At 45.1% G+C, this 24,934-nt stretch carries 22 protein-coding genes and 1 tRNA gene; 16 read left to right on the forward strand and 7 right to left on the reverse strand.

Annotated elements, in window-relative coordinates; translation table 11 throughout:
- The first annotated feature begins 125 nt into the window (after positions 1-125).
- The gene (locus tag A596_RS08310) at positions 126-2,564 is read left to right on the forward strand and encodes a putative bifunctional diguanylate cyclase/phosphodiesterase (protein ID WP_039913663.1); all 2,439 of its coding nucleotides are present in this window, start codon (positions 126-128) and stop codon (positions 2,562-2,564) included.
- Positions 2,565-2,628: 64 nt separating this feature from the next.
- On the opposite strand, the gene A596_RS08315 is transcribed toward A596_RS08310, so the two are convergent.
- Positions 2,629-3,339 carry a 16S rRNA (uracil(1498)-N(3))-methyltransferase gene (locus A596_RS08315; RefSeq protein ID WP_039913664.1) on the reverse strand — a complete coding sequence of 237 codons (711 nt, stop codon included), beginning with the start codon at positions 3,337-3,339 and terminating at the stop codon, positions 2,629-2,631.
- A gap of 587 nt (positions 3,340-3,926) precedes the next feature.
- On the opposite strand from A596_RS08315, the gene A596_RS08320 reads away from it, so the two are divergent.
- Together A596_RS08320 and A596_RS08325 are read left to right on the forward strand one after the other, a co-directional pair.
- Positions 3,927-5,339 (forward strand): carboxypeptidase-like regulatory domain-containing protein, encoded by a 1,413-nt coding sequence (locus A596_RS08320; RefSeq protein WP_039913666.1) that lies wholly within the window; start codon positions 3,927-3,929, stop codon positions 5,337-5,339.
- Between the two features lie 127 nt (positions 5,340-5,466).
- A complete protein-coding gene (locus tag A596_RS08325) occupies positions 5,467-6,594 on the forward strand; it encodes a hypothetical protein (RefSeq protein WP_039913667.1) in 1,128 nt (375 codons plus the stop codon).
- A gap of 46 nt (positions 6,595-6,640) precedes the next feature.
- Here the strand turns inward: A596_RS08325 and A596_RS08330 are convergent, their stop codons facing one another.
- Positions 6,641-7,063: a group II truncated hemoglobin gene (locus A596_RS08330; RefSeq protein WP_039913669.1), complete on the reverse strand. Its 423-nt coding sequence runs from the start codon at positions 7,061-7,063 to the stop codon at positions 6,641-6,643.
- A 171-nt stretch (positions 7,064-7,234) separates the two neighbouring features.
- Between A596_RS08330 and A596_RS08335 the strand changes: the two genes are divergently transcribed.
- Positions 7,235-9,232, forward strand: a complete 1,998-nt coding sequence (locus A596_RS08335; RefSeq protein ID WP_039913671.1) for a hybrid sensor histidine kinase/response regulator — start codon at positions 7,235-7,237, stop codon at positions 9,230-9,232.
- 188 nt (positions 9,233-9,420) lie between these two features.
- Here the strand turns inward: A596_RS08335 and A596_RS08340 are convergent, their stop codons facing one another.
- Positions 9,421-9,936, reverse strand: coding sequence for a hypothetical protein (locus tag A596_RS08340; protein WP_039913672.1), 516 nt, complete (start codon positions 9,934-9,936; stop codon positions 9,421-9,423).
- Positions 9,937-10,117: 181 nt separating this feature from the next.
- On the opposite strand from A596_RS08340, the gene A596_RS08345 reads away from it, so the two are divergent.
- Positions 10,118-11,458, forward strand: coding sequence for a serine hydrolase domain-containing protein (locus tag A596_RS08345; protein ID WP_039913673.1), 1,341 nt, complete (start codon positions 10,118-10,120; stop codon positions 11,456-11,458).
- A 27-nt stretch (positions 11,459-11,485) separates the two neighbouring features.
- Here the strand turns inward: A596_RS08345 and A596_RS08350 are convergent.
- From A596_RS08350 to flgA, 4 genes are all read right to left on the reverse strand, one after another.
- Positions 11,486-11,561: transfer RNA gene (locus A596_RS08350), tRNA-Arg, on the reverse strand.
- A 53-nt stretch (positions 11,562-11,614) separates the two neighbouring features.
- A complete protein-coding gene (locus tag A596_RS08355; protein WP_039913674.1) occupies positions 11,615-12,091 on the reverse strand; it encodes a flagella synthesis protein FlgN in 477 nt (158 codons plus the stop codon).
- Positions 12,092-12,193: 102 nt separating this feature from the next.
- A complete protein-coding gene (gene flgM, locus A596_RS08360) occupies positions 12,194-12,511 on the reverse strand; it encodes a flagellar biosynthesis anti-sigma factor FlgM (protein WP_039913676.1) in 318 nt (105 codons plus the stop codon).
- A 171-nt stretch (positions 12,512-12,682) separates the two neighbouring features.
- On the reverse strand, positions 12,683-13,477 hold the full coding sequence (gene flgA / locus A596_RS08365) for a flagellar basal body P-ring formation chaperone FlgA (protein WP_039913677.1): 795 nt from the start codon (positions 13,475-13,477) through the stop codon (positions 12,683-12,685).
- A 174-nt stretch (positions 13,478-13,651) separates the two neighbouring features.
- On the opposite strand from flgA, the gene A596_RS08370 reads away from it, so the two are divergent.
- The 11 genes from A596_RS08370 (at position 13,652) to flgJ (ending at position 24,934) form a co-directional block, all read left to right on the forward strand.
- The gene (locus tag A596_RS08370; protein ID WP_039913678.1) at positions 13,652-14,608 is read left to right on the forward strand and encodes a chemotaxis protein CheV; all 957 of its coding nucleotides are present in this window, start codon (positions 13,652-13,654) and stop codon (positions 14,606-14,608) included.
- Positions 14,609-14,655: 47 nt separating this feature from the next.
- Entirely contained in the window at positions 14,656-15,537 is an 882-nt protein-coding gene (locus tag A596_RS08375; protein ID WP_052417341.1) for a CheR family methyltransferase, read from the forward strand.
- 270 nt (positions 15,538-15,807) lie between these two features.
- On the forward strand, positions 15,808-16,209 hold the full coding sequence (gene flgB / locus A596_RS08380; RefSeq protein WP_039913679.1) for a flagellar basal body rod protein FlgB: 402 nt from the start codon (positions 15,808-15,810) through the stop codon (positions 16,207-16,209).
- Between the two features lie 37 nt (positions 16,210-16,246).
- Entirely contained in the window at positions 16,247-16,696 is a 450-nt protein-coding gene (gene flgC / locus A596_RS08385; RefSeq protein ID WP_039913680.1) for a flagellar basal body rod protein FlgC, read from the forward strand.
- Positions 16,697-16,715: 19 nt separating this feature from the next.
- Positions 16,716-17,420 (forward strand): flagellar hook assembly protein FlgD, encoded by a 705-nt coding sequence (locus A596_RS08390; RefSeq protein ID WP_039913681.1) that lies wholly within the window; start codon positions 16,716-16,718, stop codon positions 17,418-17,420.
- Positions 17,421-17,473: 53 nt separating this feature from the next.
- Positions 17,474-19,918, forward strand: coding sequence for a flagellar hook-basal body complex protein (locus A596_RS08395; RefSeq protein ID WP_039913682.1), 2,445 nt, complete (start codon positions 17,474-17,476; stop codon positions 19,916-19,918).
- A gap of 318 nt (positions 19,919-20,236) precedes the next feature.
- Positions 20,237-20,980: a flagellar basal-body rod protein FlgF gene (gene flgF, locus A596_RS08400; protein WP_039913683.1), complete on the forward strand. Its 744-nt coding sequence runs from the start codon at positions 20,237-20,239 to the stop codon at positions 20,978-20,980.
- Between the two features lie 60 nt (positions 20,981-21,040).
- Complete coding sequence (gene flgG / locus A596_RS08405; RefSeq protein WP_039913684.1) at positions 21,041-21,826, forward strand: flagellar basal-body rod protein FlgG; 786 nt, start codon at positions 21,041-21,043, stop codon at positions 21,824-21,826.
- A gap of 45 nt (positions 21,827-21,871) precedes the next feature.
- The gene (gene flgH, locus A596_RS08410; protein WP_039913685.1) at positions 21,872-22,567 is read left to right on the forward strand and encodes a flagellar basal body L-ring protein FlgH; all 696 of its coding nucleotides are present in this window, start codon (positions 21,872-21,874) and stop codon (positions 22,565-22,567) included.
- 69 nt (positions 22,568-22,636) lie between these two features.
- Positions 22,637-23,740 (forward strand): flagellar basal body P-ring protein FlgI, encoded by a 1,104-nt coding sequence (locus tag A596_RS08415; protein WP_039913686.1) that lies wholly within the window; start codon positions 22,637-22,639, stop codon positions 23,738-23,740.
- Entirely contained in the window at positions 23,741-24,934 is a 1,194-nt protein-coding gene (flgJ, locus tag A596_RS08420; RefSeq protein WP_039913687.1) for a flagellar assembly peptidoglycan hydrolase FlgJ, read from the forward strand.

A 24,934-nucleotide genomic window follows, 5' to 3' on the forward strand; every position in this document is an offset into this window, starting at 1 on the left:
ATTTGGGCGCCTTGGATAATATTGATCTATACTCCTGCCAAGTCAGTCACGTTATAGCTGCCGGGGATAAATGCGTCCCCCAACACCAATAATTATTCCCCCCAGCGCCCGGAAAACTTAGGTCAATGAGAGATAAAGCCCCGTCCTTTTTTAATGGCATCTCTTTCCAGCTTGCCAAAATAAGTATTATTTTGGCGTTTGTGCTGAGCTTTTTATTGAGTTCAGTCCAGCTTTACCTGGATTTCCTCAACCAGGAAAAAGAACTCGAATCACTGATTGATCGCGTCGTTAAAGTCGCAACGCCTCCTGCCGTTCGTTCAGTCTCCACCCTTGACGATGAGCTTTCTTACGAAGTAGTCAATGGATTACTGCGCTATGGTTTTATTTATGAAGTTGTTATTTATGATGATACCGGCAATGTTCTGGCGCAGGGCAGCAGTACCCGGCCAGAAGTAAAAACCCGTTGGCTCACCAGTAAAATTACTGATAACACGCGCGAGTACACTGAAAACTTATTATTGCCCGGTTATACCGACGGTACTTCCGGCAGTATTCGTTTTTCCGTAGATATGGATCTTGCATTGGAAGGTTTTTATAACCGTTCCAAAACAGCGCTTTTCACTGGTTTGTTGCGCAATATGATTTTGGTATTGTTGCTGTTTGTGGTGTGTTACTACACCCTGACCAAACCATTGGTGCGCTTATCGCGCGAGATCAATAATATTAATCCCGATCATCCCGGCGTTAATCGCCTGACGCAATTGCCTGCCCATCGCAAAGATGAATTGGCCCAGCTAATCGCCAGCTCCAATCAATTATTGGATGTTGTTGAATTATCCCTCGCCAAGCGGCGCGCCGTGGAATTGGCGCTGCGTAAAAGTGAAGAGCATTTGCGCCAGATTATTGATCATCTTCCGGTAATGATCGGAGCGCGTAATATCGCTGGTTATTATTTGTTTGCTAACAAAGCCCTTGCGAATGAATTGGGTTATACCCCTGAGCAAATGCGCAATTTGCATGTGCGGCAATTGTTGAAAAACTCGGTGTTTGATATCGATACCATGTTGCAAAACGATTACCGTGTTATTCGTGGCAACGAAGAACTGGATGTGATTGAAGAGCGTTTTGTTACTGCAACCGGCAAGCAATTATTTTTGCAAACCCACATTATGCCGCTGGCATTTTACGATGAGAAAGTTGCACTTATTGTTTCGGTAGATATTACCGAACGGAAAAATGCGCAAGCAAAAATGGAATTTATGGCTCACCACGATGCGCTTACCGGCTTACCCAATCGTGTGCAATTAGTGGAGCGTTTGGAGCATGAATTGCGTCGTGCAGAGCGCCACGGTTATTTTGGTGCGGTATTGTTTATCGACCTTGATCAATTCAAGACAATCAACGATTCGCTTGGGCATCCTGTAGGTGACCGCGTGCTCGAAGTGGTTGCCTCTCGCTTGCAACAATCTGTGCGTGAAGAGGATCTGGTTGCGCGTTTGAGTGGTGATGAGTTTGTAGTTGTGCTCACCGTGCTTGATCAAAATATTGAAACTGCCGCGTTGCGTGCAGGCGAAATCAGCGAAAAGATTCGCTCAATTATTTCCCAGCCTTACATGTACGACAATATGGAATTGCGTGTGACCTGTAGCGTTGGTGTTGTGGTTTATCCGGATAAAAATAATTCAGTGCACGAATTGCTGCGTTACGCCGATACCGCTATGTATCAAGTAAAAGAAAAAGGCCGCGATTCCATTGAGTTCTTTAACGAAGAAATGGCAGATAAAGTCAGTCGCCAACTGACAATGGAAGGCGATTTGCATCGCGCCCTTGAAGAGGGGCATTTCCAACTTTATTACCAACCCAAAATTGATATTAAAACCAATAATGTTGTAGGTGCAGAAGCATTATTACGCTGGCACCATCCCACCAAAGGCATGGTGTCACCGGTGGAGTTTATTCCGGTGCTGGAAACTTCCGGCATGATTATCGAAGTCGGGCAATGGGTATTGGAAGATGCCTGTAAAACCCTGGTGAAATGGCATGTGTCCGGTTTGTGGAAGCCGGGTATGCGCTTGAGTATTAACATCAGCCCACGGCAATTTCGCCGCGCCGCATTTGTGGATGACGTTATTACAACCCTGGAAAAATATCCGATTCCGGAAAATTCATTGGATATGGAAATTACGGAGGGTATTGTGATCCAGCGCGTGGATGACGCGATTGCAACTATGACCACCCTCAGTGAGCGTGGCATCAGTTTTTCACTGGATGACTTTGGTACCGGCTATTCATCTATCAGTTATCTGAAGCGTTTGCCGGTAAGTACATTGAAAATTGATAAAGGTTTTGTGCGCGATATTATAGAAGATCGCAACGATCGCGTGCTGGTAGAAACCATTATTACCATGGGCCGTTTGTTGGATATGGAATTGGTTGCTGAAGGTGTTGAAGAAGCTGAACAATTGGCAATTTTGAAATCGTTTGGCTGCGATTATTACCAGGGTTATTTATCCAGCCAACCGGTACCTATCGAAAAATTTGAAGTGTTTCTTGAACAAGAATAATTTTATCTTTTATAAAATAATGCCCTGAATATTCCTCCCTTTTGAATGAGAGGCAACAAAATGTTTAAAACAATCGTCCCAATAAATAGGGAATTGCTGTTTCGACCCGCATAATTCGCCTGCCTAAATGCACTGCATCAAAACCGATTTTTTTCAATAGATCAATTTCATAAGCTATAAAACCACCCTCAGGGCCAACTGCCAAACTTAACGCGTAATTGATATTGCGTGGGCATTCGGCATCTGTGTAAGGGTGTGCAACCAAAGCGGTGGTGTTGGCAATAATGCCAGGTAATTCATCTTCCACAAAAGGTTTAAAGCGTTTGTGCAAATGCACCAGTGGTAATCGTGTATCACAACCTTGTTCCAGCCCCAACACTAATTGCTCATGAATCGCTTCCGGTTCCAGAAAAGGTGTTTGCCAGTAACTTTTTTCTACCCGATAAGAATTAATCAAATGTAACTCTTTTACGCCCAGGGTGGCGATGGTTTGAAAAATACGTCGCAACATTTTCGGGCGGGGTAAACCCAGTACTAGCTTTAGTGGTAATGCTGCTGGTGGTTCCTCGGTGAGGTCCAGTTCCAGTTCCAGTTCTGTTTCATTAATACGCAGCAGGGTGCCGTTGCCCATATTCCCATTCAATAGGCCGACCTTATAGGTTTCACCCGCATTTGCCCCATGAACCTCGCGGATGTGAGCCAAACGGCGCGCATCGCGAATCAGTGCGCGAGTGGGTGATAGTAAATCATCGTGTGTGAGCAAAATCAGGTTCATAGCAGTCAAGATAAAGATAGGTCAAATTGGTTGCCGGCAGGCATTGTAACTGTTTGCATCTCAACTGTGGAACAAATGAAAGAAAACTGATTCGGTGTTGAAAGGCAGTCAGCAAGAGAACTGCTGATGAGTACAATTTTTACTTCCAACAGATGAGATCTGAACCAATAAAAATTCCTTGCAGTAAACCATGAATTTCTGAGGGTGTGAAAAGTAAATGATAACGCTATTTGTCTTCATGAATAAATTTACAAAACTAATCAATTAACTTCCTTTGCTTTTCTTGACGCCTAACCTTTCTTTGCTAATCTCGAATGGCAAGAAGAAATTAACGGTAAACATGGATAGGATTTTAGTTGAATATTGTTGGCAGGAATTGATGGATGTTGACGGTTTAAAAACGTCTCTCCCTATATTTATAGGGTTATGCATTGCTACCTCTATTTTGTAGTTTCTATTGTAGTTCCTATCCTATTATCCTGATTAATTTATTGCGATGAGCAAATATCCTTATGTCATTTCAAGGTTTTTGAAATGCAAGTATGGGTATTTTAATTTTTTAGATTAGTAGTTATAGGATTTTTACTATGAAAAAAATAATTGGTACATGTTTATCTTCAATTGCACTGGTTAGTGCGATTTTGACTTCAACTTCCGCCTTATCCCACGATGTATTGCCTGCTTCAGGGCAGTACCTTCAGTCAGTAAACACCAGTGCGGCGCATATCGAGCCAAATTATGAAGAACCACTTGTTGCCCCATTAGTTGATGATTTCGTATATGTGGACCCAAACACTATCATCGATATTTCACCAGCAGGAAAGAATAAAACCAAAGCGAATAACGTCTCTGCCAGTAAACTGAATGGTTCAATAACACCACTGTCATCACCACCCGTGTATTCAATCAGCCTCAACAATACTTATAGTGATTCAGTAACTACTGCGGTGCCGGAAAAGTGGTACGTTTTTAATGTAACCACAGCAACCAAAATTACTACATTGCTACAGCACCAATCAGCAACTAATAGCAATATTGATATCAAACTCTATCGTCAACCGACAGGCACATCTTCTTATACATTGGTTGCCGGTTCATACATGGGTGGCGCGAGTGCTGAACAGCTTAGTGAGATAGCTGTTCCAGGTAGTTATTTGTTAATGGTGCAATCTGTCGGGACTATCGTTGGTGGATCGTATTTGTTTGGAAACTTTAGTTCGTCCGGTGCTGATGCGAATGAACCTGACGATAACTTCTGGCAAGCAAAAGTCATGTCGTCAACATTGGGCCTTATTAGTGGCAACCTTGATACCGGCACCGATAAAGATTTTCACCGCATCACATTAAGTGCAGCTGATACTATCAGCTACAGAATCACTGGTGGTGATTATCACGCTGAGCTTTTTTATGCGAATGGTACATCTGCTTTTGTTTTGCCCAATAACACTTTTGCAAATTTAACCCTGCCGGCAGGCACTTATTATTGGGCAATAAAATCGCCAACTAATACCGCCAATGCAAGTGTTCCTTACAAGTTCAGCTCTTCACGTGCACTGAACAGAATTACCTTTAATTTCGGTTCTGATGAAGGGTACACAGCAAGGGTGGATTATGGGCAAGGCAATTTTTTTGCGTTTAAATCGATAGCGACATTGAGTGGATATGCATATGATGCAAATAACGCCCCTGTTGCAGGTGCTGTTATTGAGTTTCGTATAATCGGTTCAATCAGTGGTCTTAATTCAAGCGCGTTTGCGACAACAGATGCAGCAGGATATTACACCGTGGGGTTACCATCGCCCTCCGGTGCAGGAGCTCGTACATTCAATGGTGCATGTCTGATATACAACTATGATGTGCATTCATTGGAGATCCGTAATAATAATGGCAACAATAATATCAATACAATCAGGGTGATTGAGAGCACAGGTCAATTTGATATTAGTAATAGCCAAATGTTCCTTAATGACATCGCGTATTATACATACACCGGTTGTTAATCAATTAGTAACAAAAAATAGCCTTGTAAATTTACAGGGCTATTTTTTCTAAAGTTTTTTATTGCAAGGCCGATATTTGTTAAATGAGTCGTATGAAAGCGCTTTCGGTGCACAAAAGGAGAGGTTTATGAATGAAGTTCAGGCGCGCATGAATGTTAATTTCCAGCTTATATCAACAACACCTTCCGCATCAACACCGGCGTCAAAACCTGCTCTGCCCGACATCAAAACAGATTCAAACCTCCATATCAGCGCTGAAGCACAGTACCTGTTTGAAATGAACAAATACCTGGCTGGCCTTGAATCTACGGAAAGAAACTCGGTATTGAATTATCTGTCCCAAGGCAGCGACCCATTACAACGAAAAGCAGCGGAGCATTTCACCCAAACCCAGGAACAATTAATCACTCAGGAAATTAGGATACAAGATTCCGGTGGAGACGATGGACGGAACTTGCTGAATGTAGATTTTGTACTCAATGAATCAACGGCAATTGTTGCCCGGCCTCTTGTTGCCGATATTTTTCGCCTTGACGAAAGGGAAAATTTTATTCCTGAGCGAAGGGGAAGTACGCAGGCATTAAAAGATCAGGTGGATGCCCTTGAGAAATCTACGTCGGGTATTTTGGGGGCGCAAGACACTGCTAATTTATTTGGTTCGGTACGCAATGCATTGAGTGCAGCGGAAAATGTTTTCTTCTCAGTTGATGATGTAATTTATTTCAATTACATGCTGGAAAAAGCCAATGAGGCGATAAAGTTTTTTGACACGCCAGGTGATGTTGGGTCGGCATTAAATGCTATTTTAAACCAGGGAGTTAATCATCAAAAATCAATCCAGACCCAGGAATTGGACCAGGCCCGTGAAGGTATAAATAATGGAAGCTTTGGCCATATTACCAGGGATAATTTGCGCCTGGGTGAGGCCGCTCAGCGTTATAACGAGCAATTTCAAAGCATTATCCAGTCAACTGGTTTATCGGTGTTTGACTCAGGTGGAGTCATCAATAAATTGTTGATAGAGAATACTGACTTGATCCGGTTTAATCCGGAAAAAATTAATGACGCGCTCGCGTTCTACCAAAAAGATTTTGAAAAATTTGAGCGGGCACTGCATAAAGATTTTTCATCGTCAGGTGCTCAACAGCTTTATACATTGGACTCGCAAGGGCTTGATGTAGGTCGTGACTACGCATTGAAGGTCATTGAACAGATCCAAAACTATGTTGCGACGGCAACACGTACGAACCAATAGAATAGCCAGAGGCAATATTGTGGAAGTTATTTTGATCCACACATAATTACCAGCCCAGCGGTTGTCCCCTGGTGAGAAAAATACGTTCTGCAGGAATCCGCAGTTGCTCCAGTAAATATATTGAAAATGCAGGTGCATAGTGTTGCTTCGCTATTGCACGCTCCATGCATAGCAACCACGCATCGCGTTCTGCTTCTCCAATCTTTAGATGAGCATGGCTACGCGGAATATTAATGTTCCCGTATTTTTCACGGTAATTGTTTGGGCCACCCATCCAGCCACTGAGAAATAATGTCAGCTTGTCTCGCGATTCGGTCAAATCTGATTTGTGCATCTTGCGGATAATTGCCGCTTCCGGCAAGGTGTCCATTTCCTCATAAAAATCATCAACCAATTTGCGTATGCCTTCGGTGCCGCCTGCGGCCTGGAATGAGTTATCGGAGAAACCATAAAGAGGTGTGTCGGTCACTTTTTGTACCTATGATGCTAAATAGTAATGCCGTTTATTGTTGCAGTATTTGCAATCCGAATACAGCGAAAATCCCGATCATGGACAATAAAGGATTATATTCAAATGCCTGGTAGGGAATGCTATGTTTACGTTATGTTTTAGCATTGTTTTCTCCCGGGGGTGGAACCTATGAGTCAAAATTTGCACACCCATGTCTTTTTATCCGGTGGTGGAGACATGGGGCAACGCATTCGCGAATACGATTGGGATCGCACTCCATTAGGAAATCCCTCTGCATGGCCCCAAAGCCTTAAAACCATAGTGAGGCTGATGCTTTCTTCTGGCCACCCAATGTTCATTTGGTGGGGGTCGGAATTGATCCAGTTTTATAACGATGCTTACCGTAACTATATCGGCGTAGAGCGACATCCAAGTGCGTTGGGGCAATGCGGCAAAACCTGTTGGACTGAAATCTGGCCAATAATAGGCCCGCAAATCGAACAGGTAATGAGCGGCAATGGAAGCATCTGGCGCGAAGATCAATTGGTGCCTGTTACGCGTGATGGAGAAATTAAATACGGTTATTGGACTTATTCATTTGATCCTATTTACGATGAAACTGCGCCTAATCAGGTAGGTGGTGTTTTAGTCATTGTGTCTGAAACAACCCATCATGTTTTGGAGCAGCAGCGGCAAAGGGAAGTGGAGGCGCGTTGGCAAAATCTTTTTACTAACGCACCTGCATTTATGTGTATTTACACCGGGCCTGATCACGTTTATGAGTATGCAAACACGCGTTATTGCGAGTTGGTTGGACAGACCGATCTTGTTAATAAAACGTTGCGTGAAGTTGTGCCGGAAGTTTTTGAACAAGGATTCGGTGATCTATTGGATTACATTTATGCAACGGGCCAGTCCCATGTCGGAATTGCCACGCCGGTAACATTTAAAAATCGCGATGGTATTGAGCGAAATGTATTTCTGGATTTTGTTTTGCAACCTATCCGTAATTCGGAAAATAAAATAACCGGAATTTTTGTTAATGGCTACGACGTAACCGAACGCGTACTTTCCCAGCAAATACTTGAAGAGCAGGATAAGCGCAAAGATGAATTTCTAGCAATGCTTGCCCATGAATTACGCAACCCGCTTGCACCCATTCGCAATGCGAGTGAACTGCTAACCCAAACAACCCAGTATGGTTCTGTGCCCCATTCATTGGGTGAACTTATCACCCGCCAGGTTGTACAACTAACTCGATTGATTGATGATTTGCTCGAAGTCTCCCGGATTTCACAAGGGCGTATGGCATTACAACTCGGGCCGGTATTACTGGATCAAGTAATACGCTTTGCAGTTGAATCGACCAGTGTCGCTATGTTGGAAAAAAAGCTGCGGCTTACGTATGACTGCGCCGAAACACACCTTATCATTAATGGTGATTATGCACGGCTGGTGCAAAGTATCGTCAATATTCTGGTCAATGCAACCAAATATACTGAGGAAGGTGGATGCGTAAGGATTAATTTGCGCAGTGAAGATAAACAAGCTGTTATTGATGTATCTGATAGTGGTATCGGTATTGAAAAGGATATGCTGGAAAAAATATTTGATTTATTTATGCAAATTGATAAATCCATTGATCGCAGTGCTGGTGGCCTGGGGATTGGTTTGTCCGTAGTAAATACCATCATTAAAATGCATGGGGGCCATGTTACGGCGTACAGTAATGGTTTGGGGCAGGGGGCAACATTTTCAATTCGCCTGCCTCTTGCGAGTGCAAAAGAATCGTTAGGTAATGCTGTGACCGATACTGTATTGCCCTCGCTGAAATTTTTGTTGGTCGACGATAATGAAGATGCAACAAACTCTCTCTCTATGTTATTAAAAACCATTGGTCATGACACAGTTGTAGCATATAAGGGCGCTGATGCACTCGCCATTTTTGCGCAAAAAACATTTGATATCGTGTTGCTGGATATTGGTTTGCCTGATATCGACGGATATAAAGTTGCGCAGCAAATTCGTACAACTAATAACGACGTCATTATTATTGCTGTGTCAGGCTACGGCCAGGCGGATGATATTCGTAAAGCGATGGAAGCTGGATTCAGTGGCCATTTAACTAAACCGGTATCGCTTGATACGCTAGAGGCAACGATAAATAAGTTGAGGAAAGGCGCATAACCGGGGGCAGTAATAATCTGGGTTTATTCTTCGAAACAGGATAATTTCCGGGTCCGGGTTGCGTTATTGGGAGCAATAATGAATATTTTCCGGTGAAATGCAATTTCACAAATTCGCAGTGGCAATTTGCAACAGTCAAACGATTTTCGGGCAATTATTTGCCGCAGTTACGGCAAATAATATCCAATTTATTTCCGCTTGATTCCCAGAATACTCATCAGTTCAAGTCCTCTCGGCGCGGCAGTTACTTTCTGCTCGAATGCTTGCCTGAGAGATTCACTATATTCCGGATTTTTGATAACTTTTTCATACATGTCATTTTGAGTATTTATTCCAAATTCCTTTTTTGTGGCCTCAAAGGCTTCATTGAAAATTTTTCCGTATTCGGATAATTCATTTTTAAATGTTTCCCGATAAGTCTCCATGCGCGCAAAGTGACCATTGCTATAGGATTCTGAAACGCCAAGTTTGCTGGAGATCGGGAGTAAATCCTGATACCAGCCTGGCGCCATTGCCATTTTTAACAATTCTTCTGGTACTTCCTGATTTGAAAGCGCTTTTCCTTGTTCTGATATCGTTACTTTGTCGGGTGAACTTGCTTTTAGAGGGAATAAGGAAAGCGCTTGCGCTTTATCGTCTCTATTTCTGGCCAATGAATTCGTAAAATTATATAAATTTGCAATTGATGATCTGGATACATCCATCGCGTCAAACTCCTGTTTTAATGTTGCAAATTTAATTAGCAGATTCTATGCCATGCGACTATAGCCACTGCTTTTTTGGTCGAATTTCTTTCTTTATCCTTCAGGTGTTTGTTGTGGTCTAGACTTTCCGAAAACAAATGAAAACTTATCGCTTTCAAATCCATTTCATAAGGGGAATATCATGGAGCGGAGTGCTATCAGAAAGAATTTCGTGGTGATGTGTACCGCTGTCTTTACTTTGAGTAGTGTCGTGGCATTTGCGGCGGAAGAAAAAATACCGGATGCACTTGAGAGCGACCCCATAAAATTGGGCTGGATGATTGGCTTCCCACCACCTGAAGATCGCATTATTCGTTTTGATGATGGAAGTTATTTTAAATTTCCGCAAATGCGCTGGAGCGTGTCTAATTTCAGGCAATTGATGCCTACGGTAAATGTATCTCGCGGGGTGAGTGTACCTTCTGAACTAAAACAAAAAATCGATGGGAATATTAATCAATTAATGTTTTTACCTACCAATTCAAAACAGCCTATGACCTGGGAGGCATCATTGCTTGCTAATTTCACTGACGGAATTATTGTTTTGCATAAAGGCAATATTGTTTATGAACGCTATTTCGGTGTGCTCGGAGCAGAAGGACAACATGCTGCTATGTCAGTAACAAAAACATTTATAGGAACATTGGCTGCAATGATGGTTGCAGATGGTTTGCTCGATGCGAATAAAAAAATAGCCGAGTATATTCCGGAGCTTGCCAAATCAGCGTTTGGTAATGCGAGCCTGAGACAGGTTATGGATATGACAACAGGTATCCGTTTCAGGGAGGATTATGCTGATCCTACAGCAGAGGTTTGGGCCCATGCAGCAGCAGGTAATCCATTAACTAAACCAAAGGACTACAAGGGGCCGCGGTCTTATTATGACTTCCTGCAAACAGTACAAGCAGAAGGTTCTCATGGTGATGGTTTCCATTATCGTACAGCGAACACGGATGTTTTGGGCTGGGTGTTGGCAAGGGTTAGCGGGCGCTCGGTTGCGCAATTGTTATCCGAGCGAATCTGGAAGAAATTAGGCGCAGAGCAAGATGCTTATATGTCGGTGGATTCCACAGGAACACCATTTGCCGGTGGTGGATTGAATACTGGTTTGCGTGACCTTGCACGCTTTGGAGAAATGATTAGAAACAATGGAATGTATAACGGCCAAAAAATTATTTCGCAAACCGTCATTGATGATATTCGACAGGGGGCAAATAAAAAAGATTTTGCCAAAGCCGGGTATAAACACTTAACCGGTTGGAGTTATCGAAACATGTGGTGGGTTACCCACAATAAGAACGGTGCATTTATGGCGCGGGGTGTTCATGGGCAAGCGTTGTATATCGATCCCGCAGCCGGGATGGTCATAGCCCGATTTGCAAGTCATCCAATCGCAAGTAACTCTGCAAATGATCCAACATCGCTACCGGCATATTATGCGTTGGGAGAGTATCTGCTTGGTTTGGATAAATTAAAAAAATAAAAAGGTGATGAATAGCACTCTGAAAAATGGCGTCCCCGGCGGGAATCGAACCCACATCATACGCTTAGGAGGCATACGTTCTATCCGATTAAACTACAGGGACGCACCACACGCAGTTGCGTGCGGCGCGGATTATATAGGCTTGCGGGAAAAATATTAAGCCTTGGCAACGGTATAGGATGAAGTATGTTGGGTTTGTGTGCCTTGAGCGGTATATAGGGACGGGGCTGCTACCTTACCGCGCAACAAGTTCAGCAAATGATTCAGGGTTTGTTGCGAGCGGGCAAGCATCTTTCCATTCACATCATTCATTTTTTGGCATTCTTCAAACTCGCTCACCAGATTTTTCCAGTCATCGCACAGCGGCAATGTAGCGGTGTTGCGTTGCAAGAACGTATCCCAGCCAGCGGCATTAGTGGGTAAGCCAAGTGTGGTGAGAATTTGATGGCGCAGTTTTGCGCTGTTATTTAATTGCTCAACAGTAATGGATTTTTGTTCGATGATTTCTTGCAGGCCATCTTGTTTGCGCTGTTCAAGCAATTGGCGCTCTTCAATGAGTAATTGTTTGAGTTGGGCGATGGCGGTAGTGTCCTGCGTAATCATTTGACGCAGGGCATTAATATCGAGAGACATAGCAACCTCTACTGGATGTGGAGAAGGTTTTTTCAAAAGGCGCCGGGGAAGAGCCTGTCAATTATCCTTCAAGTCAAAAAACGGTTATTCAATTAACGGCAATTAGCCCAGCAAGTCATTCTGGTTGAGCATATTTTCTGCAATGCGTTCCGGGTTGATTTCAAAACGACCTTCCGCAATGGCGCGACGAATCTCTGCCACTTTATCCAGATTGACATCGGGGGCAGCGTCGATTTTGCTTTGCAAGCGGCCAAGCGTTTGTGCTTGTTCACTCAACACCACTTGATCACCAGCCTTGGGTGTGGCGGGTGCGGGTGCAGCAGCGGGCGCTTTGGTTTCCGATGCCGCAGTGGTAGCAGGCTTGCTGCGAGTGCCTTTGGTGCTGACAGAATCCAGCGAGTTGTTGGTATTGAAGTTCATTTGTTTTCCCCTGTTCGCCCTGCGGGCGATTTGTACAAAATTGTCGCGGTTGCTATGTCGGGACAAGTTGGAAAGCCGTATTTGTGGCTCTCCTAGCCAGGTTATCGGCTTTAGCTCCCGTAACTTTAGCAATTATTTAAAAAAACTTTCAGCGCCGCCTAAATACTGGTCTCACAAGGTTTGCACTAATCCCTGGCCTCGTACAACGCCGGTTACTATACGGTCTGATGAGTCATTCCTGACGCGGATTTTCTGTCCGAGGCGCCCATCACCCATTGCGGTACCGTTGCTGCTGACTTTAATACTGCCTACAAGTGATTCCAGCTTGACGACTTCGCCGCGTTTTATGGCGGTAGGGGCATCAAGCACCGTATTTCTGAATGGTTCACCTTTACCGATATTACGTTTTGCCTCTCGTCCGATAACCGCGCCGCTATCAGCGGCAAAGCCCTGACGGATGTTGCTCACATTGACCAGGCTGGTAGTTAAGTGAGCGGCAGTGATGGATTCACCGCGCGCTATATCCCTCAATGCCACCGGAATTTCGCGATAGATCACAACCTGGGCGGGGATGTGGACCGCCCAATTTATATGTTCCGTTGCGCATTGGGCCTTGACTGTAATATTGCCGCCCAGGCCGGTTTGATCTTGGGCGGTGAATCCTACGGGGGCAGGGCATTGGCCCAGGCGAAGGCGGTTATCCAGATTACCAACACTAATATCAATGCGCTCGTGGGGGGCTTGTTGATATTCGCTTGCCAGGAAGCTGGTAGTGTCCTGCTTTAATTGCAAATGGCTGTAAATGCCTGTGGCAAGGGCAGGGTAGCTGGCGCTGCAAGCTGCTGCGATCAATGCCAGTGGACAAAATTTTGACGATATGAAGTGCTTTTGAGCGGGCAAAAGATAAGTGGCGCTCTGGCGCAAAATATTCTTCACGAAAGTTCTATAAAAACTAGGAAGTTCCATATTTTGTCCTATCCTCAAGGGTAAGCACTTTATGTCAGGCAGATTCTGTCTGTGAATGGCTAAAGTCCGGCGGTTTTTTGCCGCTAAGCTGTTCTGAAAAGTACCAAAGCAAATATTGTGCCGCGATTTTTCAGGCAGTTTTAAAAACCATTTAGATGAGAATGAGGTAATTGCATGGCCGGCGTAATGGATAGTGTCAATCAGCGCACCCAGCTGGTTGGTCAAAACCGTCTTGAGCTCCTGTTATTTCGCCTTGGTGGCCAGCAGTTGTATGGCATTAACGTCTTCAAGGTGAAAGAAGTCCTGCAGTGTCCACAATTAAACGCGATTCCCGGTCGCAGTACGGTCGTGCGTGGTGTGGCCCATATCCGTGGTGGCACTTTGCCGATCATGGATATGAACCTGGCCATCGGGCGCCGTGAGCTGCCGGATATCGAGAGTTGCTTTGTTATCATTACCGAATATAACCGCACTGCGCAGGGTTTCCTGGTGCGTTCTGTCGAGCGCATTGTGAACATGAATTGGGGTGATATCCATCCGCCACCAAAGGGCGCGGGCAAGGAGCATTACTTGACAGCAGTTACTCAAGTGGACGGACAGTTGGTTGAGATTATTGATGTTGAGAAAATCCTGGCGGAAGTTGCACCAATGCGCGAAGAGGTCAGTGCCGGTGTTATCGAAGATGGTATTGCTGATCGTGTCGTGCAGAAAAATATCCTGATTATTGATGATTCAACTATCGCGCGGAAACAAATCCAGCGCGTTGTAGAAAGTATGGGCATTAAAACCACCATCAAGAAAGATGGTGCCGAAGGCTTCAAATATCTGCAGGATTTATTGAAGGAAAACAAAAATCCTTATGAAGAATTAATCATGATTATTTGCGACATTGAAATGCCGGAAATGGATGGTTATACATTCACGGCAGAGGTTCGCAATAATCCCCAATTAAAAAATCTTCATATTATTTTGCATACATCGTTGAGCGGTGTATTTAATGAAGCCATGGTTCGCAAGGTTGGTGCCGATGACTTTTTGGCAAAATTCCATCCGGATGAACTGGCCAAGCGCGTTAATGATCGCGTATTGGCGATTACCGGTGAAAGCCTTTTGCCGCCCGAACAGGCGTAAAAAAGGAATTACACAATGGATGTGATTACGATTTACGTTGAGTTGTTATGATTAATAAAGAGTCTCCTTTTAGCAAACCTGCCAGCGCTGGTCGAGATAATCTCGACCAGCAGGAGTTTGATCAATTTCGTCAATTCCTTGAGGACGCCTGTGGAATTTCACTGGGCGACAATAAACAGTACCTCGTAACCAACCGTATTCGTCGTATTTTGGAAGAAAACAATATTGCTTCGTTCGGCGAATTAGTGCGTGTATTAAAGCAAGGCTTTAATCGCAAATTGAAAGATCAGGTCATCGACTCCATGACCACCAACGAAACCTTCTGGTTTCGCGATAATTATCCCTACGACTATTTACGAAATACCCTCCTACCGCAGTTCATGGCACCTAATAATCGTATGTTTGGGCCTGTCCGCATATGGTCGGCTGCATGCTCCTCGGGGCAGGAGCCTTATTCGATTAGCATGATGGTAGAAGAGTACAAGCGGCAGGCTATGGGCAATCTCCCACGGCCGGTGCAGGTTGTTGCAACCGATTTGTCATCTACCGTACTGGATCAGGCCAAGCGTGGCGAGTATGACAAGTTGTCGGTTATGCGCGGCTTGTCATCCGAGCGCCTGGAGCGATATTTTGATAATCCCACTCCAACTATGTGGCGAGTGAAAAGTTTTGTGAAAGAGCGAATTGATTTTCGCTCGCTTAACCTGATGGATTCTTATGCGGGCCTGGGTAAATTCGACATCGTATTTTGCCGCAACGTACTGATTTATTTTAATGCTGATTTAAAGCGTCAAATCCTGCAAAAAATTCACGCTGCGCTCAAGCCGCAAGGTTTGTTGTTTCTGGGCTCCTCGGAAGGCCTTGCGGGTGCCGCCGATTTATTTGAGATGGTTCGTTGTGAACCAGGGATTCTCTACCGGGCAATCTGATTTGGTTTTCACTCCTTTTTTATTAAACCCGCATTATTGCGGGTTTTTTTTGCCATATAACGGTTAATCAAGCGGCTAACGGAGGCGGAAAAGCTTTGCCGCTTGCCGCTTGCCGCCTTTTTGTTTTCTTGTGGAAGCGAATAAAAATCTTATATAAAACAATTGGATAGATTAGTTTTTGGTGGTTGGCACAGCGGTTGCTTTGATGTTGGTAACCGTAAAAAGTGGCTGAAGTGCATTGCCACTTTCGAACTTGCCAGAGTAACGATTATGTCCATTTCCTTCGATAAAGCATTGGGTATTCACGAGAGTGCGCTGCATTTCCGTTCCGAGCGCGCATCGGTATTGGCGAATAACCTGGCCAATATTGATACCCCCAATTACAAAGCCAAAGATTTGGATTTCAAACAAGCCCTGCAACAAAAAATGAATCCGTCATCGGGTTTTGATTTGGCCACTACGCAAAATGGCCATATTTCTGGCGAGGGTTTTGATACTGCTGAAGGCGATGTGCTGTACCGCACTCCACAACAACCATCGATTGATGGCAACACAGTGGAAGATCAAATTGAACACGCGGAATACATGAAAAACGCATTGGCTTTTCAAGCCAGTTTTCAATTTTTGAATAGTAAGTTCACCGGCTTGCGTAGCGCAATTCGCGGCGAATAATTTTTATCATTCACCTGAATGACATAGGTAACAGATCATGGCACTTGGAAATATTTTTGATATCGCTGGCACAGGTATGAATGCGCAGAGCCTGCGTTTGAATACAACCGCGAGCAACCTGGCAAACGCCCAATCAGCCAGCTCCAGTGTGAATGAAGTTTATCGCAGCCGCCAGCCGGTTTTTGCCGCGATCCAGCGTGATGCGATGCGTGCAAATACAGTGGAAGGCACTTACAGCGATAACGAAGTGGAATCGCAAGTCGGTGTGCAAGTGCTTGGCATTGTTGAAAGCGATGCGCCATTGCAACGCCGTTATGAGCCTGATCATCCAAAAGCAGATGAGCAAGGTTATGTGTATTACCCGAACGTAAATCCGGTAGAAGAAATGGCGAATATGATCGCTGCATCGCGCTCATTCCAAATGAATGTTGAAGTGATGAACTCTGCAAAACAAATGGTTCAACGCGTATTAACGCTTGGTCAGTAATTAGTGAAGGAGAAATAGCATGTCTACTGTCGGCAGCACTAATAGCAGCTCCAGCGTTACAGATAACCTGAGCATCAACAAAAAAACAGAAACCAAAAAAAATAACAATGAATTAGGCCAGGCTGCGTTTCTGGAATTGATGATTACGCAAATGAATAACCAAAATCCGCTGAGCCCGCAGGATAACAGCGAGTTTGTGGCGCAACTGGCGCAATTCAGTTCGGTAGAAGGATTGGAACGTTTGAATACCAGTTTCAAGAGTTTTATGTCGAATAATGCATTGCAAGCATCATCATTGGTTGGAACCAGTGTGAATGTGGAATCGGAAACCAGTGTGTTAACGAAAGGCAGTTTTGTTGCCGGCAGTGCAGATTTGGCGTATTCCACCAAGAATTTGAAAATCAATATTTATGATGAAAAAGGCCAGCTCGCACAAACCATTCCTGTCGGCGAAGTTCCAAAAGGTGAAATGGTTTTCCGTTGGGATGGACAGGTTATTGAAGTCAATGGTGAATTGCTGGATTGGTCTGCAGGTGAGACGGCAGCACCGGTGGGAGAATACAAATTTGAAATTCTGGCTGATCAAAACGGTAAAAATGAAGCGCTAAAAACGTCGTTAAGTGCGAATGTGAATAGTGTGAGTATTGGTGAAAACGGCGCGCTGGTTTTGAACCTTGCAGGCATAGGCGCAGTAGAAGCCAGCAAAGTGAAACAATTTAATTAATGTTTTTGTAGTAAAAAATTTACAGCCATTAATCCCTATGGTCGAGGTGTAATATGTCGTTCAACACAGCGTTAAGTGGAATTCGCGCAGCCAATACCGATTTACAGGTAACCGGCAATAATATCGCTAATGCCAGTACTATTGGTTTTAAATCTTCACGCGCTGAGTTTGGCGATGTATACACAAGTACCTTATTGGGTGGTGGATCAAATACTCCGGGCAGTGGCGTTAATATTCAAAATATTCGCCAGCAATTTACCCAGGGTAATTTGAAATTTACCCAAAACGAATTGGATTTGTCGGTAAACGGCGAAGGTTTTTTTGTGGTAGAAAAAAACGGTGAACGTTTGTTTACCCGTGCAGGTACATTTGGCCTGGATAAAAACGGTTATATCGTGAATGGCACCGGCGCATTGCTACAAGGTTTTCCTGCGGATGCGGATGGCAACGTTGGTGGTATTTTGGGCGATTTACGCGTAGATGTTAGTTCACAAGAGCCACGCCAAACTACCGGTGTTTTTGCATCGTATAACCTCAACTCCAAGGAGGTTGTACTGGAGTCAACCGGTAGTCGTTTTCAAACCAATGGGACTGCAATTGGCGAAGCGCAACTGGCATTGAAAAGCCCGACCACCTCAACAATTGATTTGATTGGCGTAGCTGATTTGCCAGTGACAACCGCGGCTGCGCCCAACGCAACGGTATTAACCATCACCAGGCAAGTGGGCAGCACAGTGCAAACACTGGGTATCACACTTTCTCCCAACGTGACCTTCAATAATCTGGAAGACCTTGCAGACGAAATTAATAACAGAAATTTCAGTGACCCGAATTCAATTAACGTGGATGCATTTGTTGATCCGGTTGATAACCGGTTGAAAATCAGGGATCGCGCAGCAGGTGTCGCGTCAACGTTATCGCTCACCGCAACAACCGGCTCTACCGCAACAGACAGCCTGACGACCAATTTGCCCAGTACCCAAACAGTTACCGGTGAAGCAAAGGTTACCAACGATTACGGTTCTTATACCCTCGTGATAAAAGGCCCTGATGGCACTGAGAAAACGTTTATTAGTACCTATGGTGCGCCAGCAAACGAAACGGCATCTGCATTGAATAAACTGGCCGGCGTTTCCGCTACTGCAAAAACCTCGGCAACTATTTTGCGCGACGCCCCAGCCGTTGTTGGTCCACCAGCAATTCCTGCAAGGACCTTTGATAACAATGGCTCCCTTACCTTAAATGGCGTAACCCTCACTGCGAATGACGTCACCGGTTTGGGTGATATGACGGCGTTGCGCGATGAAATTAATTCATTGAGCAAAACCACACTGTTTGGTATCACGGCAAAGCTGGATTCAACCGGAAACCTGGTGGTGGAATCGGCAACCGGTGCCGATCTGAATTTTTCATTTGGCTCAGCAGGTGGAATCGTTGAAATTTTGGGAAGCAGGGGCCTTTTGCAAACCCTGGACACAACGGTAGCGGGTGAAGTGGACAAAGGCATTACCGTCGGTGGTGAAATCAGTATCACCATGCAAGAAGGTTATGGACTGGTGGATAGCAAAACTGGCCAGACAGTTCCTGTGAGCGGGGGAAGTATGTTTGGTGCCAGTACGGTTCCGGGATTCTTCACTCCGGTTCCCATTAATGCATTTGATCCAAATGATCAAAAAACCTATAACCATGCAACCACCACGCCGGTGTATGACAGCTTGGGTAATGTCCATTCAATGCGCCAGTTTTTTGTGAAACAAGCTTACGACCCGGCTGACCCTACAACATCACCAAACCATTGGAAAATGTATGTGCAGATTGATGGACAGAATGTTGGTGACCCGGACCCCTCGTTGCCATCTCCTCAAAACGTGGCACCTACAATGGCGTCTTATGATATCCATTTCACACAGGATGGCACCATTAACTCGTCCATGACCGACGCAATTCTGATTTCCAACTGGACTCCGTTGGGTGAAGACGGGGCACCTATTGGCGCATTGGGACCGTTGAATGTGTTGCAGGGTGGTACTGTGCCTGTTGCAGAACCGCCGGCGAGTTCGAACTTCCTGATTGACCTGACTGGCAGCACCCAGTTCAGCAGCGCATTTTCTACCGAGGAACTGGATCAAAATGGTTATGCTACTGGTCGTTTGGCTGGCCTGGATGTCAGCAATACCGGTATCGTGTTTGCGCGTTTCACCAACGGTGAAGCACAGGTATTAGGGCAGGTTTCATTGGCGAACTTCGCCAGCGTGGATGGCCTGAAGCCAACCGGCGATACCATGTGGGCCCAAACCTTTGAATCGGGTGAGGCAATTATCGGAGCACCGGGTTCTTCGCAGTTGGGTAACATCACTGCGGGGGCGGTGGAAGAATCCAACGTGGATTTGTCCGAGCAATTGGTGAATCTGATTATCGCGCAGCGCAATTACCAGGCGAACGCGAAGACCATTGAAACTGCAAATGCCACCACCCAAACGATCATTAATTTGAGGTAATGGATAATTAATGGGCGCAGAACTGTAGGGGCGTGACTATCACACCCAATAAATATTACGCCCGATTCGGCAACAAATATCATTACCAAACAACACAGCGGCAAAGGGCGGAAGCTCTTTGCCGCTTTCTATTCAGGTGATTGGATAATGCGGGTGCAATAAATTACACGCCTGTGACTACTACTGAAAATATCCTTATAAATCAAATAATTAAATATAAATCCAATATTGGCACCGCTCTTGCAAAATCTCCGGTAACGGCAAATTCGCCAAAAAACCAGCGCTGAACAATTCGCGCTGGCAACCGGAGTAACGATTGTGGAAAAAGCTCTTTTTATCGCCATGACGGGTGCCAAAAACAATATGTTGGCGCAGACCAACCGTGCCAATAATTTGGCAAACCTGAGTACCAGCGGTTTCCGCGCGGATTTCGAGCAATCGCGGAGCATGGGGGTTTATTACGGTGAAGGTCAGCCAACACGCGCTTATGCGCTGACAGAATCCCCGCGTTCCAATTTTGAATCCGGCCCGATGATAACCACCAATAATTCTCTGGATGTTGCCGTTCAAGGTAATGGTTTTCTTGCCGTACAGGCGCCGGATGGCACCGAAGCCTATACCCGCTTTGGCAACCTCGCCATTGATGCCAACGGCATGTTGCGCACCGCGAATGGTTTACCTGTGTTGGGCGCCGGTGGTCCGATCAATATCCCGGAAAATGAAAAAGTCCAAATTGGTTCTGATGGAACTATTTCCATTGTGGGATTGGGGCAGGGCCCTGAAGCCATGGTACAAGTTGGCCAACTCAAATTAGTGAATCCGGATGTAAAAAATGTTGAGAAAGGTGATGACGGATTATTTCGCCAACGCGATGGCTTGAATGCTAATGCCGCTCCCGAGGTGATATTGCGCAGTGGTATGTACGAAGGCAGTAACGTTAATGCGGTGGAAGAATTCACACAAATTCTCAGCCTTGCCCGTCAGTATGAAATGCAAGTGAAGATTATGAAAACTGCCGAAGAAAATTCAGCGGCGTCTTCACAGCTTTTACAAATGTCGTAATTTTTAATCGTCAATTTTTTAAGTGCCGTTATTAAACGCATTTAACCAGAGGAATAGATCATGCACGCAGCGCTCTATGTCAGTAAAACCGGTTTATCAGCACAGGATCGCCAGCTAACCACTATTTCCAATAACCTGGCCAACACCAGCACTATTGGTTTCAAACGTGATCGCGCGATTTTTGAAGATTTGTTGTATCAAAACCAGCGTCAACCGGGCGCACAACAAACACAAGAAACGCAATTGCCATCCGGTTTGCAATTGGGTGCCGGTGCGCGCGTGGTAGCGACACAAAAAGAATTTACCCAAGGTAATTTACAGGTAACCGAACAATCATTTGATGTGGCGATTGATGGCCACGGCTTCCTGCAATTTTTGCAGCCTGACGGCACTATCGTTTATTCGCGTAATGGCCAGCTTCAATTGAATGGCGAGGGCCAGGTAGTGAACGCTGACGGTTTATTACTGGAACCCGCCATCGTTGTTCCACAGGGTACCAATAAGGTCACCATAGGCACAGACGGAACCGTAAATGGTTTCACTAATGGGCAACCCAACCCACAACAGTTAGGCACCATCACTCTTGTGGACTTTGTAAACCATTCCGGCTTGCAACCCATTGGCGGTAATTTATTTGTCGAAACGGTTTCGAGTGGTAACCCTGTGCAAGGCACTCCCGGTGAAAATGGTATGGGTGTGATAAAGCAGGGGATGCTGGAAAATTCCAACGTCGATATTGTTGAGGAAATGGTGAATATGATCACCACCCAGCGTGCCTATGAAATGAATTCCAAGGTGGTGTCCACTGCAGACCAAATGCTGCAATTCATTACCCAAAACCTTTAATTGAACATTAGTATTTTTTTGCGCAGTAACCCAGGTAAACACATCATGAGCCAGAAAATTTTCTTCACTATCGCTAAATGTACCAGTCTTGTGTTGATGATTGTCGCGGCCACAGGTTGTGCTAATAACAAGCCGATGGCCGATGATCCCGCTTATGCACCTACCATCGCTGCCAACATGCCGGTTCCGCAACGCACCGAAGGCTCGTTATACCAGGATGCCTACGGTATTAATTTATTTAATGATCGCAAAGCCCATTTTGTGGGTGATGTAATTACCGTAACACTGAGTGAGCGTACTGTTTCGAGAAAATCATCCGGTGTTAAAACCGGTAAGAAAAGCGGCGTTAATTTTAATGCGGGTCCTTTATTAGGTGCGAACCCCACCATTAAGGGCAAAGAGTTAACCACCACCTTAAATCAGGACAGAACATTTGATGGCAGTGCCGATGCTGATCAAAGCAACAGCTTGCAGGGCAATATCACGGTAACGGTGGCGGAAATTTTACCTAACGGTAATTTAATTGTGCGCGGAGAAAAATGGATAACGTTGAATCGTGGTGATGAATTCATTCGTATCAGCGGCATAGTGCGCGCGGAAGATATCGCACCAGATAACACTATTGTGTCTACCCGCCTGGCCAATGCAAAAATTTCCTACAGCGGTTCGGGTGAATTAGCGAGCACGCAAAAAATGGGTTGGTTGTCGCGCTTTTTCAATAGCGATATATGGCCATTGTAACGCCGGATTTTTACTTGACCGCTGTTATTGATTTTTTATCCAACTGTAGTCACTGTGTTTGAGGTTCTTATGCGTAAATTTTATTGCTTGATGATTAGCCTGTTGCTGGCAATGAGCGCAACAGTGCAAGCCGAACGCATTAAGGATATTGCCAGTGTTGCCGGTGTGCGCTCCAACCAATTGATTGGCTATGGTTTGGTGGTAGGCCTGGATGGTACTGGTGACCAAACTACCCAATCGCCATTTACCGTGCAATCGTTCAACTCGATGCTGAAGCAATTTGGTATTACCGTACCGGAAGGTGCGCGTATGCAAATGAAAAATATTGCGGCGGTAATGGTACAAGCAGAATTACCTGCTTTCGCAAAGCCGGGCCAAACTATTGATATCACTGTGTCGTCCATCAGTAATGCGAAAAGTTTGCGCGGCGGTAGTTTATTAATGACTCCGTTAAAAGGTCTGGACGGAAAAGTTTACGCGGTAGCGCAAGGTAATCTGATTGTTGGTGGATTGAGTGCATCCGGTAATGATGGTTCCAAAATTACTGTCAATATTCCCAGCGCTGGCCGCGTTCCCGGTGGCGCGATGGTTGAGCGCATCGTAGAAACCAATTTCGCAGGCGGCCAACCCATTGTGTTTAATTTGCATCGTGCAGATTTCACGACGGCCAACCAATTGGCAAAAAGTATTAATGCAATGCTTGGCCCTGATGTGGCGCGCCCACTGGATGCCGTTTCAATTATGGTGAATTCCCCGGTTAACCCGGCACAGCGTGTCGATTTTGTTTCGATGTTGGAAAATATCGAAGTTACACCGGGCGAAGAGGTTGCCAAAGTTATTATCAATTCACGTACCGGCACTATCGTTGTTGGTAAAAATGTTCGCGTCTCTCCGGTTGCAGTAACCCATGGCAGTTTGACAGTTTCTATTGCAGAAAGCCTTAATGTGACTCAACCCAACGCGTTGGCTGGCGGTCAAACGGTTGTCGTGCCCAGCAGTAATATAAAAGCTGAAGAGAAAACGAATCCCATGTTTAAATTTTCACCGGGCGCAAACCTGGACGATATCGTTCGTTCGGTAAATAACGTCGGTGCATCGCCCAGTGATTTAATGGCGATTCTCGAAGCGTTGAAAGAATCCGGTGCACTTAAAGCAGAATTAGTGGTGATCTAAATGTTGTCTGTTGATACTGGCGTAAAAACTCCACAAGTTCAGGATACCTATCTTGATGCAAATGCGCTTGACTCGGTCAAGGCGATGGGGCGCGCCAGAGATCCGCAGGCATTAAAAGCAATTTCGCAAAAATTTGAAGCAATGTTTGTACAACAAATGCTGAAGACGATGCGCGAAGCCAATGAAGCCTTTTCTGAAGGCAATTATTTTGATAGCAACACAACCCGTTTTCATCGCGACATGCTGGACCAACAAATGGTGCTTAATTTAACCAGTGGTCGCGGTATGGGTTTGGCGGATCATTTTTATAAGCAGATGATGCAATCCTACGGTGCCACCATGAAGGCGGACACCAATAAAACCGATTCAACAAATATCGGGGAATTGCCTGCGGCTGTTAAATATAAACAAACCAACACTGCAAACGCAGCAACCAATAATACGGAAGAAGTATTTGCCAATGACCTTGAAACCCTGAATTCCTGGGTGGCTGATTTTATGCGGATGAGTGACAACACCAATGATCAGTTAATGTTCTCTGATGAGAATCAACAACCGGCAATACAAAATGATGGCGTGTTCAACGCAGCCTATATTCCTGCATTACTCAACAAGCCACAAACAATTAATTCACGCGCCGGGCAAAAATCCAGCATTAGCGAGAGCCAGGAAAATTTTGTGACCTTATTAAAGCCCCATGCCGAAAAAGCGGCGGCGGAACTGCAAATCAGCCCGGATGTATTGATCGCACAAGTCGCGCTTGAAACGGGTTGGGGAAAACATGTTATCCACGATCAAAAAGGCAATAACAGTTTTAATTTGTTCAATATTAAAGCGTCTGGTGGTTGGCAAGGCGATAAAGTGAATATTTCTACATTGGAATATCGCGATGGTATTGCCGCTAATGAAAAAGCGGATTTCCGTAAGTACAGTGACTATGCCCAAAGTTTTTCCGATTATGTGAGTTTGATGAAGAATAATCCGCGCTACCAGGATGCCCTGGATGCTGGAAAAAATTCATCGGCATATGCTGACGCATTGCAATCCGCTGGTTATGCAACGGATCCCCATTATGCTAAAAAAATTAAAAGTTTATTAAACTCCGATGCGATCCGCTCGCTCGGGGAGTTGGCGCAAACTGCGCAATCCTTTATTTCCAACGCGGCCAGCACTGGCCGGAAGTTAGTGGAGTAA

Origin of the sequence: Cellvibrio mixtus subsp. mixtus J3-8, assembly GCF_000766945.1 — a bacterium.
GTDB lineage: Bacteria > Pseudomonadota > Gammaproteobacteria > Pseudomonadales > Cellvibrionaceae > Cellvibrio > Cellvibrio mixtus_A.

Bases quoted from the DNA above. Each gene is read 5' to 3' on its own strand.
- A596_RS08310 (WP_039913663.1), top strand. From the start codon at position 126: ATGAGAGATAAAGCCCCGTCCTTTTTTAATGGCATCTCTTTCCAGCTT.
- A596_RS08315 (WP_039913664.1), bottom strand. From the start codon at position 3,339: ATGAACCTGATTTTGCTCACACACGATGATTTACTATCACCCACTCGC.
- A596_RS08320 (WP_039913666.1), top strand. From the start codon at position 3,927: ATGAAAAAAATAATTGGTACATGTTTATCTTCAATTGCACTGGTTAGT.
- A596_RS08325 (WP_039913667.1), top strand. From the start codon at position 5,467: ATGAATGAAGTTCAGGCGCGCATGAATGTTAATTTCCAGCTTATATCA.
- A596_RS08335 (WP_039913671.1), top strand. From the start codon at position 7,235: ATGAGTCAAAATTTGCACACCCATGTCTTTTTATCCGGTGGTGGAGAC.
- A596_RS08340 (WP_039913672.1), bottom strand. From the start codon at position 9,936: ATGGATGTATCCAGATCATCAATTGCAAATTTATATAATTTTACGAAT.
- A596_RS08345 (WP_039913673.1), top strand. From the start codon at position 10,118: ATGGAGCGGAGTGCTATCAGAAAGAATTTCGTGGTGATGTGTACCGCT.
- A596_RS08355 (WP_039913674.1), bottom strand. From the start codon at position 12,091: ATGTCTCTCGATATTAATGCCCTGCGTCAAATGATTACGCAGGACACT.
- flgM (WP_039913676.1), bottom strand. From the start codon at position 12,511: ATGAACTTCAATACCAACAACTCGCTGGATTCTGTCAGCACCAAAGGC.
- flgA (WP_039913677.1), bottom strand. From the start codon at position 13,477: ATGGAACTTCCTAGTTTTTATAGAACTTTCGTGAAGAATATTTTGCGC.
- A596_RS08370 (WP_039913678.1), top strand. From the start codon at position 13,652: ATGGCCGGCGTAATGGATAGTGTCAATCAGCGCACCCAGCTGGTTGGT.
- A596_RS08375 (WP_052417341.1), top strand. From the start codon at position 14,656: ATGATTAATAAAGAGTCTCCTTTTAGCAAACCTGCCAGCGCTGGTCGA.
- flgB (WP_039913679.1), top strand. From the start codon at position 15,808: ATGTCCATTTCCTTCGATAAAGCATTGGGTATTCACGAGAGTGCGCTG.
- flgC (WP_039913680.1), top strand. From the start codon at position 16,247: ATGGCACTTGGAAATATTTTTGATATCGCTGGCACAGGTATGAATGCG.
- A596_RS08390 (WP_039913681.1), top strand. From the start codon at position 16,716: ATGTCTACTGTCGGCAGCACTAATAGCAGCTCCAGCGTTACAGATAAC.
- A596_RS08395 (WP_039913682.1), top strand. From the start codon at position 17,474: ATGTCGTTCAACACAGCGTTAAGTGGAATTCGCGCAGCCAATACCGAT.
- flgG (WP_039913684.1), top strand. From the start codon at position 21,041: ATGCACGCAGCGCTCTATGTCAGTAAAACCGGTTTATCAGCACAGGAT.
- flgH (WP_039913685.1), top strand. From the start codon at position 21,872: ATGAGCCAGAAAATTTTCTTCACTATCGCTAAATGTACCAGTCTTGTG.
- A596_RS08415 (WP_039913686.1), top strand. From the start codon at position 22,637: ATGCGTAAATTTTATTGCTTGATGATTAGCCTGTTGCTGGCAATGAGC.
- flgJ (WP_039913687.1), top strand. From the start codon at position 23,741: ATGTTGTCTGTTGATACTGGCGTAAAAACTCCACAAGTTCAGGATACC.